The organism is Enterococcus sp. BWR-S5, from assembly GCF_016745255.1.
Lineage (GTDB): Bacteria > Bacillota > Bacilli > Lactobacillales > Enterococcaceae > Enterococcus_L.
This window is the reverse complement of the sequence record NZ_JADOEQ010000020.1, coordinates 31,948-45,093: the sequence shown is the minus strand read 5'-3', so window position 1 is coordinate 45,093 and position 13,146 is coordinate 31,948. Positions and strand designations below refer to the sequence as shown.

General features: G+C 39.7%; 12 protein-coding genes. 7 read left to right on the top strand and 5 right to left on the bottom strand.

Features of this window, described 5'->3' with window-relative positions; all coding sequences use genetic code 11:
* Positions 1-30: 30 nt before the first annotated feature.
* From IW510_RS18815 to IW510_RS18805, 3 genes are read left to right on the top strand one after another with little or no spacing between them, the layout of a single operon-like run.
* A complete protein-coding gene (locus IW510_RS18815; protein WP_202062278.1) occupies positions 31-966 on the top strand; it encodes an ABC transporter ATP-binding protein in 936 nt (311 codons plus the stop codon).
* Positions 967-1,026: 60 nt separating this feature from the next.
* Positions 1,027-2,166 carry an ABC transporter permease gene (locus IW510_RS18810; protein ID WP_202062276.1) on the top strand — a complete coding sequence of 380 codons (1,140 nt, stop codon included), beginning with the start codon at positions 1,027-1,029 and terminating at the stop codon, positions 2,164-2,166.
* Entirely contained in the window at positions 2,153-3,340 is a 1,188-nt protein-coding gene (locus tag IW510_RS18805; RefSeq protein WP_202062274.1) for an ABC transporter permease, read from the top strand. Before IW510_RS18810 ends, IW510_RS18805 begins: the two co-directional genes overlap by 14 nt.
* Before the next feature lie 117 nt (positions 3,341-3,457).
* Here the strand turns inward: IW510_RS18805 and IW510_RS18800 are convergent, their stop codons facing one another.
* Positions 3,458-5,131, bottom strand: coding sequence for a hypothetical protein (locus tag IW510_RS18800; RefSeq protein WP_202062272.1), 1,674 nt, complete (start codon positions 5,129-5,131; stop codon positions 3,458-3,460).
* A 235-nt stretch (positions 5,132-5,366) separates the two neighbouring features.
* Positions 5,367-5,720, bottom strand: coding sequence for a DUF1827 family protein (locus IW510_RS18795; protein ID WP_202062270.1), 354 nt, complete (start codon positions 5,718-5,720; stop codon positions 5,367-5,369).
* A gap of 159 nt (positions 5,721-5,879) precedes the next feature.
* Between IW510_RS18795 and IW510_RS18790 the strand changes: the two genes are divergently transcribed.
* A complete protein-coding gene (locus IW510_RS18790; protein WP_202062268.1) occupies positions 5,880-6,638 on the top strand; it encodes a MerR family transcriptional regulator in 759 nt (252 codons plus the stop codon).
* A 253-nt stretch (positions 6,639-6,891) separates the two neighbouring features.
* On the opposite strand, the gene IW510_RS18785 is transcribed toward IW510_RS18790, so the two are convergent.
* Positions 6,892-8,901, bottom strand: a complete 2,010-nt coding sequence (locus tag IW510_RS18785; RefSeq protein ID WP_202062266.1) for a HelD family protein — start codon at positions 8,899-8,901, stop codon at positions 6,892-6,894.
* A 129-nt stretch (positions 8,902-9,030) separates the two neighbouring features.
* Here IW510_RS18785 and IW510_RS18780 point away from each other — a divergent pair, with 129 nt between their 5' ends.
* Complete coding sequence (locus IW510_RS18780) at positions 9,031-9,792, top strand: MerR family transcriptional regulator (protein ID WP_330932672.1); 762 nt, start codon at positions 9,031-9,033, stop codon at positions 9,790-9,792.
* Between the two features lie 96 nt (positions 9,793-9,888).
* Here IW510_RS18780 and IW510_RS18775 read toward each other — a convergent pair whose 3' ends face one another.
* Positions 9,889-10,746, bottom strand: a complete 858-nt coding sequence (locus IW510_RS18775; protein WP_202062264.1) for an HAD-IIB family hydrolase — start codon at positions 10,744-10,746, stop codon at positions 9,889-9,891.
* Between the two features lie 199 nt (positions 10,747-10,945).
* Between IW510_RS18775 and IW510_RS18770 the strand changes: the two genes are divergently transcribed.
* Together IW510_RS18770 and IW510_RS18765 are read left to right on the top strand one after the other, a co-directional pair.
* Positions 10,946-11,704: a TraX family protein gene (locus IW510_RS18770; RefSeq protein ID WP_202062262.1), complete on the top strand. Its 759-nt coding sequence runs from the start codon at positions 10,946-10,948 to the stop codon at positions 11,702-11,704.
* A gap of 96 nt (positions 11,705-11,800) precedes the next feature.
* The gene (locus IW510_RS18765) at positions 11,801-12,028 is read left to right on the top strand and encodes a hypothetical protein (protein WP_202062260.1); all 228 of its coding nucleotides are present in this window, start codon (positions 11,801-11,803) and stop codon (positions 12,026-12,028) included.
* A gap of 151 nt (positions 12,029-12,179) precedes the next feature.
* Here the strand turns inward: IW510_RS18765 and IW510_RS18760 are convergent, their stop codons facing one another.
* Complete coding sequence (locus tag IW510_RS18760) at positions 12,180-13,145, bottom strand: D-2-hydroxyacid dehydrogenase (RefSeq protein ID WP_202062258.1); 966 nt, start codon at positions 13,143-13,145, stop codon at positions 12,180-12,182.
* Position 13,146 lies beyond the last annotated feature (1 nt).

Here is a 13,146-nt window from a genome sequence, read left to right as displayed (position 1 = left end):
TTTCTACAAAATAAAAAAGGAGTGCACATTATGATTATCGAAATTAATGACCTTGTCAAACGCTATGGAAAGCTGGTTGCCTTAAACCATTTTAATCTTCAGGTACAGGAGGGCGAAATTCTTGGATTACTAGGTCCAAACGGCAGCGGAAAATCAACAGCAATCAACTGTATGCTTTCCCTTCTTTCTTATGATAAAGGGGAAATTAAAATTTTTGGAAAAGATATGGCTCCGGATCAATACGAGATAAAAAAACGGATTGGGGTTGTCCCTCAAGAGGTTGCTGTTTTTGAAGAGCTGACTGTTTTTGAAAATATCGATTACTATTGCGGACTTTATATCACGGATAAAAAAGACCGCAAACAGCATGTAGAGGATGTTATTCAGTTAGTTGGTTTGGAGGATTTCACAAAATTCTTCCCCAAAAAACTAAGTGGTGGATTAAAACGACGACTAAATATAGCCTGCGGTATTGCTCACAAGCCTGAGCTGATTTTTCTTGATGAACCCACAGTCGCTGTTGATCCTCAAAGTAGAAATAAAATTTTAGACAGTATCAAGGAATTGAACAGGCAAGGAGCTACGATTATCTACACAACTCACTACATGGAGGAAGTCGAGCAGCTTTGCGATAACATTGTCATCATGGAAAAAGGACAGGTTATCGCGAAAGGAACCAAAGAACAGCTGAAAGCAATGATCCATATGAATGAAAAAATAACAATCGAAGTACCGATGTTCCCAGACTCGGCCAAAGCGAAGCTGCTCACCTTATCCGGTGTCCTTGACGTAAGCTATGATAATGCCTATGTAACAATCAATACAGAGGAAACGAAGCGGGTATTTACACAGATTCTTAAGATTTTGGAGGAGGAACAGATTGCTTTTGGCAACTTCCAAACGCAGCAGCCGACATTAAACGATGTATTTCTTGAGATTACAGGGCGTGAACTACGCGATCAATAAATATATTTTGTCTTGTTTCTATGAGGAAGCAGGATTTCATGATGACAAAGGAGGATAAGTATGTTTACTCATTTATATGTTTACCGGCTAAAGGTTCTTCTAAAGGACAAGCCGTTAATGTTTTGGACCTTTCTATTTCCAGTTTGTATGGGAATTTTCTTCACTGCAGCTTTTAGCGGCTTAGACGATCAAACCTATTTTGACCAAATACCTGTCGGCATCGTTGAAGAAAGTCATACGCAATCAGATACATTTTTCGACACAATAAAAGCAATTGAAAGTGATGAAACAAAGATGTTCAAGCCAGTTACTCTCACAAAAAAGCAAGCAGAGAAGCAGTTGAACGATGGAGCTATCTATGGCTACTATGTAATCACAGATTCTGATATCACTTTAAATCTAAATCAACAAGGGATTCAGCAAAGCTTACTAAGTGTTTTCTTGAATCAATATAAGCAAGCACAGCAGACAGTCGGTGTACTTCAGGAGGAAGCCCCGGAACTCTTAACGACTGAGTTAGCTGCGTCTATTGGAACCCAACAAAATTTCATTCAAGTGGCAAATAAAACGGCTAGTAAAGGCAGTACAAAAAGCTTCTTCTTTTTCACGCTCGTTGGCATGAGCTGTATGTTCGGCTTTTTCTGGGGATTGTCCAACACGAATGATGAACAGGCGAATCAGTCAGCTAATGGCATTCGCTTAAGTATGGCGCCACAAAATAAAATGACCATCGTTTTAGCCAACCTTGCTGCAGCTTTCACAGTATTTGTCACAGAGCTTTACATCATTCTGGCAATTTTTCGCTTTATCTATCAGGTCGATTTCGGTACCCGCTGGAATTTGATTCTGCTCACTTGTACGATTTCGGCACTGACAGCAATCTCGATGGGTGCATGTATCGGTAATGTCTTAAAAGTACCGCTGGAACAAAAAATTTCACTAGGTGTGACCTTCCAAATTGTTTGCAGCTTTCTTGCCGGTATGATGGTGCCGGATATCAAACACTTAATCAGTAAACATGTGCCGATTTTAGGTCAAATCAACCCTGTGAATCTGGTCAGCGAAAGCCTTTATAAGCTTTACTATTACGAAAATATTGACAGTTTCTACATCAACCTGGTCTGTCTGGTTATACTGACTGTTATCTTTGTGTTGTTGAGCTTTGTTTACGAAAGGAGAGCCCAGTATGTCAGTGTTTAAAACCTTTTACTATATTCTAAGAGAAAATAAAATCAGTGTCATACTTGGTTTTGCTGTAAGTATCGGAATCTCTTTCATGTATGCAGGAAACCTGAATTCTAATGAAAGCTCCTTTGAAGCGACAGAATCAAAAATTGCTGTTTTCAACAAGGACAACTCACCGGAAGCAGCTGCTTTAGTTGACTACCTTAAAGACACGATGGATTATGTTCCTTTCAAGGGAAGTCAGGAAGCCATTGATGATGCTCTTTATTTTGAAGAACTGAACTATGTACTGGAAATTCCCAAGGGCTTTGGCACCTCATTACAAGCAGGAACTAGTGACTTGAAGCTGGATGTTCAGGTGAAAGCAGGAAGCTTTAATCAGGTCTATGTAGACAACATTATTAACCATTATCTTTCAACCTATCAGTTTTACGCAGCAGCCTTTCCCAATAAAACAGCTGAGCAAATCAACCAGCTGACTACTGAAAATGTGACGGTTACAGGACAGGTCAATTTTGATAAAAACTTTAATCAGCTTGAAAAAAATCAAGGAACCGCCGGTGTGTTCAGCGTGATTTCCTACGGGTTGTTTATGACTATTTTTAGCGGAATATCCATCGTAAACCTTGCCTTTAATCGAGATGAGATTCGTCGTCGAAACAGCTGCTCACCCGTTTCCAAAAAAAGTTTCTCCCGCCAGTTGATGACAAGCAGTCTCTTGTTCTCCGGTGTTGTTTGGGCGGCTTTCATTGCATACACACTCGTCTATACACGAATTGGCTTCAACAGCCATACAATGTATTTCCTTCTAAATTCACTCGTCTTTTTAGCCGCAGTAATTGCCTTCAGCATCTTTATTACAGGACTGATTAAGAGTTCAGAGCTGATTGGAGCAGTCAATAATACATTTATTTTGGGGAGCTCCTTTATCGGAGGTGTTTTCGTTCCATCTGAAATACTACCCGATGTTGTAAACAAAATTGCCTCGTTCACACCGACCTATTGGTTTGTTCGAAACAACAAACTCATTGGAGGAAGCCTAAAGCTGGACAGTATATTTTTAAAAGATTTTCAATTCAACCTCTTTGTTTTACTGATATTTGCATTGATTTTCTTCCTACTTGCCATGCTGACGAAAAGAGAACGTGGCGGACTAAAGGTTTCGCTATTTAGAAAAGCAGTATCTTAATCAATAATCGTTTCAACACATAATTTCCATTCAAAAAGCAGCTAAAACTTCAGTAGAAATGAAGTTTTAGCTGCTTTTATTTCCAATCAATTTCTTACTGATTCTTCAAACTGAATGCTATACTTTGCTATTCACTGCATGTTTTCCTTTTTTTGCAATGAATGACTCTTTTAGCCAGAATGCGAATAGTCCCGTGGCTGTCAAAAGAGATACCCAAACAGAGACATGCTGGATAGTTGTTCCTGAATAAACAACCTTAACATCGTGACTGCCGGCTGGAATATCAACAGTTAGAAGCCCGTCCTTTTCATAATTAGTCATGCGTTTATCATCAACAAACACTGTATAGCCAATATAAAAGAATTTTGGTAATTGAACCACTGCGTCATTTAGCAGCTCGATTTGATAGTCACTGGTTTTGTAGCTGTGCTGCTGTGTAGAATGGCTTAAGTAGACTGTGTTGTCAATCTTCGGCGTCGTGTTTTGGAAATATGTAGAAGTATCCGTGTCCTTTACTAGATATTCTCGTCCGTGTCCAATTTCCCCCTGCTGAAATTCTGTATAGTTTTCATTGGTAACAATATAGCTGTTTTTACTGGCCGAAATCTCCATCGTCTGCACATTAAAGCTGTAAGTAAGTACAAAAATCAAAAACGCAGAAAATAAGAAGATAGTTTTTTCCGGCTTCTTTATCTGTTGGAACAGCAGCCTCGTTGCCAAAATACTTCCGAATAAGCTGACAAAAATCAATAGTCGCCATTCGAACTGAATCACAGACAAAAAGGTATTCTGGAATGAGGCCCAAAAAAACAAATTCGTTGAGGCAATAATTAGTGCAACCGTTGCAATAGTCAGCCTTTTTTCCGAGTCCTTCAGCTTTTTATAGTTCAGTAATGCATAGATAATTACACAAAGGATAAGCAAGCCGAAGTTAGGTTTCAGCGTCTCTGATGTTTTCCCGATATTTGACAGGCTGTTTCCCAATAAATCTGCCAAGGTAAAATCTAACCCAATCAGCCAAAGTTTGGCTTTGGTGAAATTGAAGGTCAGCTGTAAAGTCTGTTCAAGATAAGGCAAAAGAAACCATGCAGATAAAAGGGCACTTGCAACGCCTGCCTTGAGAAATGAAAAGAATTTGCCTTTATTCAATAGATTGATATGCGTAAAAAGAAACATTGCGATAAAAATGGTTGTATAAAAAGCAGTAATCAAATGACTCGCAATCAACAAGCTCATCCCCACTGCCAAGGGCAGCCAGCTATCCTTTTCATCGTAGACAATTCGATAGATAGCATACACGATGAGGGGCAAGAAACAAAACGCCATCGTCTCTCCAAGAGCCCCACGTATCGACTGGTCAATTAAACGATAGGTTGCTGTTGTATAAAAAATTGAGAAGAACAGACCTTGATAGGTTGAGCCGGTAATCACCTTCATCACTTTGTAGGCAATCACAGCAGTCGTCAGACTTAACAAAAACTGGTACAGAAAAAACGAAGTGACGAAGGACATCCCCAACAAACGAAATACAGCAAATGGCAACGTCAGAATCGAAGGGTAAAAAAGGTCTGCCGCATACCCATAATTTTCTCCCATCCCTGAAAATACTCTGGGGAAAAAGTCCAGCTGCTTTACAGCTTCATAATAGCTTTCCAAACGCGTTCGATGAAAAAAAATATCATCTTGATGATAAATAAAATTATTTAGAAAGTATGGAAATACTGTTAGTAAACTAAATAGAAGCAGCACCCCAATAACCCGATAGTCAATTTTATTTCTGAATCGTTTCATATCCTTCACCCATCCTTACCAAACAGTTCTATATGTAGAAGCACCTGAATGCTCTTTATCTCTATCGCTCCAATAATGCAATAAGTCCATCGTATTTTATTCCCCTACAGATGTCAATTCCAAACAGTCATTTCACAGCTCTTCGTATTCTCTTATCTGCTGGAAAGTCCTTGACTAAAAAGGCCCCTCAATGAAAAAAATCAAGTTCAAGAAAAAATCTCAAACTTGACTAATTTTACTCCTCTGCTTCCATCTGTATCAAAATAAGATCCTTCACAGGCTTCGATGGCGTAAAGCCTTTCTTTTCCATAATAGCTTTCATATCCAGATGGATATCTACATGTTCTCTTGTGGTATCTAACAAACGCTTGATAACATAATCAATTTCCTGTTTAGAAATCTTCTTCTTGCTGTTAACCAGAACAATATTAATCTTATCGAAGACATCCGCATAAATGACCTGCGTTCTATCTAATGAGTAAAGCTTGTAATATTTGATTGGTTTCTTGCTTGAAAGGTAGCCTGTTACATTTGGATATAATGTTCCTAAATCCAGGTTACTGTGAAGTGGAGTTTCTACTAATTTCATCTGATACATCTCCTCTGTTATTCTTCTATACTGTCATTTTATTCTACTCCTTTTCCCTGTATTTTGACAAAAATTTTTCTAATCTTAATTTTTTTTACAATTTCACTTGACCTTGACGTTACGTAAAGGTTTATTATAAGGATGTCAGGAGGGAACAAGATGGAATATACGATCAATAAATTGGCACAACTATCCGGGGTCAGCACTCGAACATTGCGATACTACGATGAAATTGATTTATTAAAACCTGCGCGGGTAAATTCATCCGGCTATCGTATCTATGGTCAAAGTGAGGTTGACCGGCTACAACAAATCCTCTTCTATCGTTCACTTGATATGAAGCTGGATACCATCAAAGGGGTATTGGCGAATAAAGAGTTCAATTTTGAGACTGCCCTTAAGCAGCATTATCAGGAGTTAATCAAAAAAAGAGAACAGATCGACCAGCTTCTTCTGACTGTCGAAAAAACATTGAGTTATCAAAAAGGAGAGATACGCATGAGCGATACAGAAAAATTTGCCGCATTCAAAAATGAAAAGCTGGCTGAGAATGAAGAAAAATACGGTCATGAAATTCGAGAAAAATATGGCAAAGAAACAATTGAAGCATCTAATAAGAAGTGGAGCAATATGAGTGAAGCAGACTTCAAAGCAATGACTCAAACAGAAGAAGAGCTGTTTACTGCTTTGAAAGAGTTAGTTTTAACAAATGACCTGCACTCTGACACAGCAAAAACAGTGTATGAAAAGCATAAAGAGTGGTTAAGCTACACATGGCCGAGCTACTCAGCGGAAGCACACCGTGGACTGGCTGACATGTATGCAGCCGATGAACGCTTTGCTGCCTATTATAATGAACGCGACGGCAAAAATAGTGCTGAACTACTTTGCCAAGCAATCAAACAATACGCTGTTTAAACACCTTAGCTATCAAGAGGGCATACAGCTGTTGAAGCGAGATAAAACAAAGCCTACAAAAACAGCGCAAAAAATAATGAATCATTGAACACTCCTTGATTCATTAAAAAACAGAAATGCAACCTCAGTAAAAAACAAGCTGAAAGAAAAGATGTGCTCCATCATTCTTTCAGCTTGTTTCGTTTGTATTGACAGCAAAGCTCTCAACACCTTGTTGTCGCTATCCATTCAGCTTTCGATAGAGAGAATTGCCTTATTCGCCACTTGTAACAAGCACGGTCAAGCCATGCAGCGCTCTGGAACAGCTCGTATAAATGGCATTGCTTTTCTTGGTCAGCTGTTTTTTTGTGATATCAGGAAGAATCACTTCATCAAACTCAAGTCCTTTCGCAAATTGTACCGTTGTCAAAATAACGCCTTCGGTCATTTTACTCGTTCCCTCACTAAACTTGGATAAAGAATAGTCAGACAGCTGACGTTCAAGAGCCTCGACCTCTTCCCAGCTTTGACAGATAATGCCGCAGCTTTTATGGTCGCTGGTCAAAAAATCCGCAATCGCCGCCGTCAGCTTACTTATCTTCTCCTCTGAAGTCGTTATCGTTTGAATATTGACGGGTTTACCATGGCGTTTGACAGCCGTTATCTGTTGGTTTGTTGTAAAGTTCTTTGCAAATTCAATAATTTCATAGCTGGAACGATAGCTCATATTAAATGCAGCAAGTCTGCTTTTAGGCAGCTGATTCTGAAGTTCATTCAAAAATGCAGCATTTTCTTCTGCAATATTTTGATTAACATCCCCACAAATTGTTTTATCATTAGGAAACAATTGATTAAGGACATAGAGCTGCAGCAGTGAGTAATCCTGCATTTCATCGATGACCAAATGCTTAATCGCCATCATCGGCTCGATTCCTTCAATCCCCAGCTTAAAGAAAAGAAACGGAAATAGATCGCAATAAAAGAGGAAGCTGCGTTTTGTTGAGGCCTGGTATTTCAGAGGGAACTGCTTAAGAAATCCCTTGTATTCCTGTAAACTATTTTTGATGTCCAGCCGCTGCTTCAGCTTCTGCTCAATTATCTTCTCAAGCATAGAAACCTTTGAAGACCGTTTACTGTTGACGGTATTACTCAAAGCAGATGATACTTCCTTCACTAAAGGGAATAACGCTGTTTCCCGACATTGCTCAATCACTGATTGAATGACTGACTTCTCTATTTTCAGCGTTTCAGAAAGCTCCAAATCATCAATGTAAAAACGTTCTTTGAGCTTTTCAAGATGCGCCTTTGCCAGTTCGAAGAACTCGGTGGAGCGCTTATAGCTGAAGTTCAGCCCTTTATCGGACAGTGGTCTTTCAAGAAGCTCAGCTACTTCTTCCTGACGACTGGATACTTGAAGCTTTTCTTCAATAAATCGTTTTCCCAAGGTCGTGATGTCCACTTGCTGCAGCTCTTCTTCCCCCAGTTCAGGTAGCACGGTAGCGATATAATCGGAAAACACACGGTTTGGTGACAAAATCAGGACCTGCTCAGAGGTCAGCGTTTCTCTCTGACGATACAGAAGATACGCCATTCTATGAAGAGCAATCGATGTTTTTCCAGAGCCTGCCACGCCTTGAATAATTAAATTTTTTGTTTGTGTGTCTCGAATCACTTCATTCTGTTCCTTTTGAATCGTGTGAATAATCGTCTTCATTTCATTTGTGGTGTTTCTCCCCAGCTCCTTCAAAAGGAAATCATCATTCAAGGATTCCTCTGTGTCCACCATCCACTTCAGGGTTTGATTTTCTATTTCATATTGCCTCTTTTGCTTGAGTTCTCCGGGAAATGTTTTTCCAAAAGATTCGTAAAATGCAGAACCAAGGGTGAAGTCATAATAGAGGGAGGAAATTGGCGCCCGCCAATCATAAACCAGTTGTTCTTCGTAGTCATCTGCGAAACCAAATCGACCGATGTAAAAATCCTCCTGCTCATTTTCCCCTGCAAACTGAAAGCCGATTTTAGCAAAATAAGGAACCTCTTTCTGATAGGCTAATTTTTTCAGCACACCCGTTTCCAGCACACTTCTCTTATCAATGTAATTCATGTTTTGATGAAAGTTATATACCTCGTACTTGTCCAATTCGTTTTTGTAATCGACTGTGTATTTTTGCATACTCCTGTAGCTTTGCTCATTAGATTCAATCGTACTTTCCAGTTCCTCCATTCGCTGTTCAATCGCAGCAGCCACATGGGCTAAATATTTCTGCTCCTTTGTTTTGTCCATAACAACCACCCCTTTCGTGGCATTCAGTATAGCACCTCGCTGAACGTTGGTGGGTTAGTGTAGGGTTTGACCGTCGCATTTCATAAATGAATCTGATAAACTGATGATGATTCTGTTACTCTGAGAGAGGTGTTCACTATCAAAACATATAAAACAGCCGAAGTTGCAAAGCTAGTCGGTTTACACCCCAATACCATACGACGCTATGAAGAATGGGGGCTAATCCCAACACCCAAAAGAGCTGAAAATGGTTACCGGATTTTTACTGACTATCACATTGACACAATCAGGATTGCACGTGTTGCCTTTCAAATCGAAGTACTACAAGCCGGCTTGAGAAGACAAATGGTTCTTGTAATCAAAGCATTAGCTGCCTATGCCTTCAAAGATGCCCAAGAAGCACTTGATAGATACATCGTGTTAGCTGACCGGGAAATGAAACGAGCCGCAGAAGCAATCACTATCGTTGAGGAGACTTTAGCAAAAAAAGAAGAAACAGCACACATCGAGCTCACTCGAACAGAAACGGCCAATAAGCTGAAAATCACCACCGATGCCCTACGAAACTGGGAATTGAACGGTCTGCTTACTGTCAAACGAATGAAAAACGGGTACCGTGTCTATACAGAAGCCGATCTCCAACGCTTGAAAATCATCCGCACATTACGTACAGCTAATTACTCTCTTGAAGCGATTCTACGTCTGCTGCATGCTCTTGATGCGCCAAAAAAGCCCAATATAAAAAATGTGCTCGATACTCCTGACTCCTCTGAAGATATTGTCAGTGTCTGTGACAAGCTGCTTTCTTCTTTAGAACAGGCCAAAACCAATGCTCGTAAAATAAAGAAAGAGATTGACCAGCTTGAAAGAAAGTATAGCAAGTCTTTATAACAAAAATACTGTGTACAGCACTCGGTCACAGACTGATTTCCTCAGTTGCGACGGCCTTTCTGTACACAGTATTTTCAGCTCTAATCAGCTGTTTATTTACGCAGGATTTATCAGGTGCTTAAAGATGAACTGTCCGACACCACCCTCAAGACACTCCGGAGCAATAATATCCGCTTGTTCCTTGACACTTTCTTTAGCATTTTCTACTGCCACAGCAACATCGACAGCCGCCAGCATTGCCAAATCATTTTCACCATCACCAATGCCGTAGCTTTTGGCTTCAGGGAATTCTGTCATAAAATGGTTCACTGCATGACCTTTACTGCTGATTGGGTTAACGATTTCCAGACACTGGAAATAAGAGGAGAAGACATAGGTATCCTCTCCATTAAGGGCTGCTCTCAAATAGTCAAGCTCTTCGTTACTCGCTTCCATAATTTCTATTTTCAAGGCCTTCAGCTCAGGATGAGCCTGTAAATATTCAATGGGATCTTCAACATGAAGACACTCTTCTTTAAAGAACTTTTCTTTAAAGTCCATAATTTTCGTTCCGATTTCTCCCATTGGCTCAAATGTTTCTCTTAAAGCGGTAAAATGGTTCGTATATCGCTCATACGGCTTCATAATAATTCCTTCGTCGGTATGAATAAAATAGAAAATTTCACGCTGATCAAGAAAAGCCGCTGCTTCTTGGCATTTTTCCAGCGACAGCCATGCGCGGTAGACAGGTTCTTCACCCATTAGACGATAGCCTGCTCCGTTACTGAAAATGACGTCACAATCGCCTTTCAGCATCCCTAAAATCTCGTGAAGCTGATCGTAGCCACGCCCACTGATAAAAACAAAATGATCACCTTGCTTTTGTAAAGCCTCTATGGCATCGAAATTAACAGCAGGAATATCCCCGCCAATGTCTTGAAATGTACCATCAATATCACAAAAAACTACATTCATTCCCTTTTCTCCCTCTCTTTCAATCCCCTCAAGTATACCATAATTGAAAAACCCACATTGACTTTCTCTCAGCAGTAAAAACAAACTATGGTAAAATAGTAATGCTATGTATCGGGGACACGATTAGTGAAAAGCTCTAGTTGATTTTGAGATTTCAAAAACACCGATATGCCATTAACTCATTAAAAGGAGCTATTTTATGGAAAAGAAAGGGTATTTTTCCGGAAGTACACTAAAATGGATTGCTATTATCACCATGTTCATGGATCATTCAGCTAAACTGCTTTATGTTCCACAGAGTCTGATTAATACGTTTACTCCTGGAATGGCTACATTCTATACAGCCTTAATTAAGGTCTTTGATGTATTTTTAGTTCTTGGTAGGCTCGCCTTTCCACTATTTTGTTTTTTATTGGTACAGGGCTTCATCCATACCTCAAATATAAAAAAATATTTTATTCGTTTGTTTGTCTTCGCATTAATTTCGGAGGTCCCTTATGATATGGCCTTTCGCCTTTCCTATTTCTCGTTAGAGAAGCAAAATGTCTTCTTCACCCTGTTAATTGGATTGGTCGTGCTAATAGGTCTCAAAAAATTTGAGGAACGAACGCCCCTCAACCTATTGATTTCACTTGGAATCATCGGCTTGGGAATTTTCACTGCAGAGTTTCTCCAAACCGATTACGGCGGCTGGATTGGTATTTTGATGATTTCGGTTTTGTACCTTTTAAGAGATTATCCCCTCGTTCAAAGCTTGGCGGGCTGTGGGGTTATTTTACAAAATAGTATCGCGGGGATGTTTTCCTTTCTTTTTATCTATTTTTATAACGGGAAAAGAGGGAGACAGTGGAAGTATTTATTCTATTGGTTCTATCCTCTTCATCTTCTATTGCTGTTATTCATTCAGCAGCAACTTTTATTGCCATATGTTCGCTCTATTCTTACCGCTATTCCTTGATTTAAGCAGTCGTAAGAACTCCATCCTACTGTTCGTTTAGAGGCTATGGTATGCTATACTTCTTTTAAACACATGTATTGGAATGGAGGAAACGCAATGACTGTCGCAGAAGCAATCAATCATTACTATAATAATAAAGACTACACTCAAGTTGTGGTTACTTACAAAATGGGAGAAGGAGACTTTACCGATCAAGTCAAAATTACCGAGCCTGCTGAGATGCTAGGTAATCTAGTTGTACTGACTGAGAAGAATAAGTCTGTCCACCTATTTCCAGAAAAAAACCTAATTAGAGTACTGGCTACGGCAAGAAAAGGAATCTAAGAAATTACTATTTATAGCTAGAAAAAACATCAACGGACGAAAAGCTTTTATTTGCTTTCATTCGTTGATGTTTTTTTATAAAGCCAACTACAGTAAAAATAGTATTGTCAGACATAAATTAATCATTACTATGCTTATCCAACCCATCAAGTCATCCGTTTACTTTATTTTCTATCGTTCCTTCCAAGAAGCTGCAAAAATTAGCAACAGCAATCTGCATCAATCTTTCTCTGGTCTCAACAGGAGCCCACGCAATATGGGGTGTCAGATAGCAATTCTTTGCATGTAGTAGCGGATTGTCCGCTTCGATTGGTTCTTTTGAAACAACATCTGCACCTAACGCGGCCAGCTTGCCGCTGTCCAAAGCTTGAGCAACAGCCGATTCATCAATCAACCCACCTCGTGAGGTATTCAGAAGAATAACCTGTTCTTTCATCTTTTCAATCGCTGCCTGATTAATCATTTTCTCAGTTTCAGGCATTTGCGGAATATGGAGACTGATGATTTCGGCCTCTTGATAAAGCTCATCCAAGGATACCTGACGAAGCCATGCTGCTTGAGGCTGCTTGGGACGATGATTATAGTAAATAACGTTCATTTGAAAAGCATGGGCAATCTCAGCCACCGCGTGGGCGATTGCACCATAACCAATCAACCCTATTGTTTTTCCTGATAATTCCATCAATGGCGATTTCCAGTAAGTGAAATCTTTGCTTTTTTGCCAATCGCCTTCATGCACGGATTGGTTATGACGTCCAACCTGACTGACGATTTCTAAAAGCAAGGCAAAGGTAAATTGAGCAACCGCATCTGTTCCATAACTTGGTACGTTTGTCACCGGAATGTTTCTTTTGGCAGCCGCCTCACAATCAACGACATTATACCCAGTCGCTAAGACGCCAATATATTGGACTGTCGGACAGGCCGCCAGTATAGTTTCTGTGATTTGTGTTTTATTGGTAAAGACAGCTTGTGCAGTACCAATTCGCTCGATAATTTCCTCTTCATCCGTATAAGATGTTCGATCATAAATCGTCACTTTCCCTAATGCTTTCAACCCTTGCCAGCTAATGTCTCCGGGATTTAATGCATAGCCGTCTAAAACAACAATATTCATC

Excerpts from the sequence above, each read along its gene's own strand:
- IW510_RS18815 (WP_202062278.1), top strand. The coding sequence starts at position 31 with ATGATTATCGAAATTAATGACCTTGTCAAACGCTATGGAAAGCTGGTT.
- IW510_RS18810 (WP_202062276.1), top strand. The coding sequence starts at position 1,027 with ATGTTTACTCATTTATATGTTTACCGGCTAAAGGTTCTTCTAAAGGAC.
- IW510_RS18805 (WP_202062274.1), top strand. The coding sequence starts at position 2,153 with ATGTCAGTGTTTAAAACCTTTTACTATATTCTAAGAGAAAATAAAATC.
- IW510_RS18800 (WP_202062272.1), bottom strand. The coding sequence starts at position 5,131 with ATGAAACGATTCAGAAATAAAATTGACTATCGGGTTATTGGGGTGCTG.
- IW510_RS18795 (WP_202062270.1), bottom strand. The coding sequence starts at position 5,720 with ATGAAATTAGTAGAAACTCCACTTCACAGTAACCTGGATTTAGGAACA.
- IW510_RS18790 (WP_202062268.1), top strand. The coding sequence starts at position 5,880 with ATGGAATATACGATCAATAAATTGGCACAACTATCCGGGGTCAGCACT.
- IW510_RS18785 (WP_202062266.1), bottom strand. The coding sequence starts at position 8,901 with ATGGACAAAACAAAGGAGCAGAAATATTTAGCCCATGTGGCTGCTGCG.
- IW510_RS18775 (WP_202062264.1), bottom strand. The coding sequence starts at position 10,746 with ATGAATGTAGTTTTTTGTGATATTGATGGTACATTTCAAGACATTGGC.
- IW510_RS18770 (WP_202062262.1), top strand. The coding sequence starts at position 10,946 with ATGGAAAAGAAAGGGTATTTTTCCGGAAGTACACTAAAATGGATTGCT.
- IW510_RS18765 (WP_202062260.1), top strand. The coding sequence starts at position 11,801 with ATGACTGTCGCAGAAGCAATCAATCATTACTATAATAATAAAGACTAC.
- IW510_RS18760 (WP_202062258.1), bottom strand. The coding sequence starts at position 13,145 with ATGAATATTGTTGTTTTAGACGGCTATGCATTAAATCCCGGAGACATT.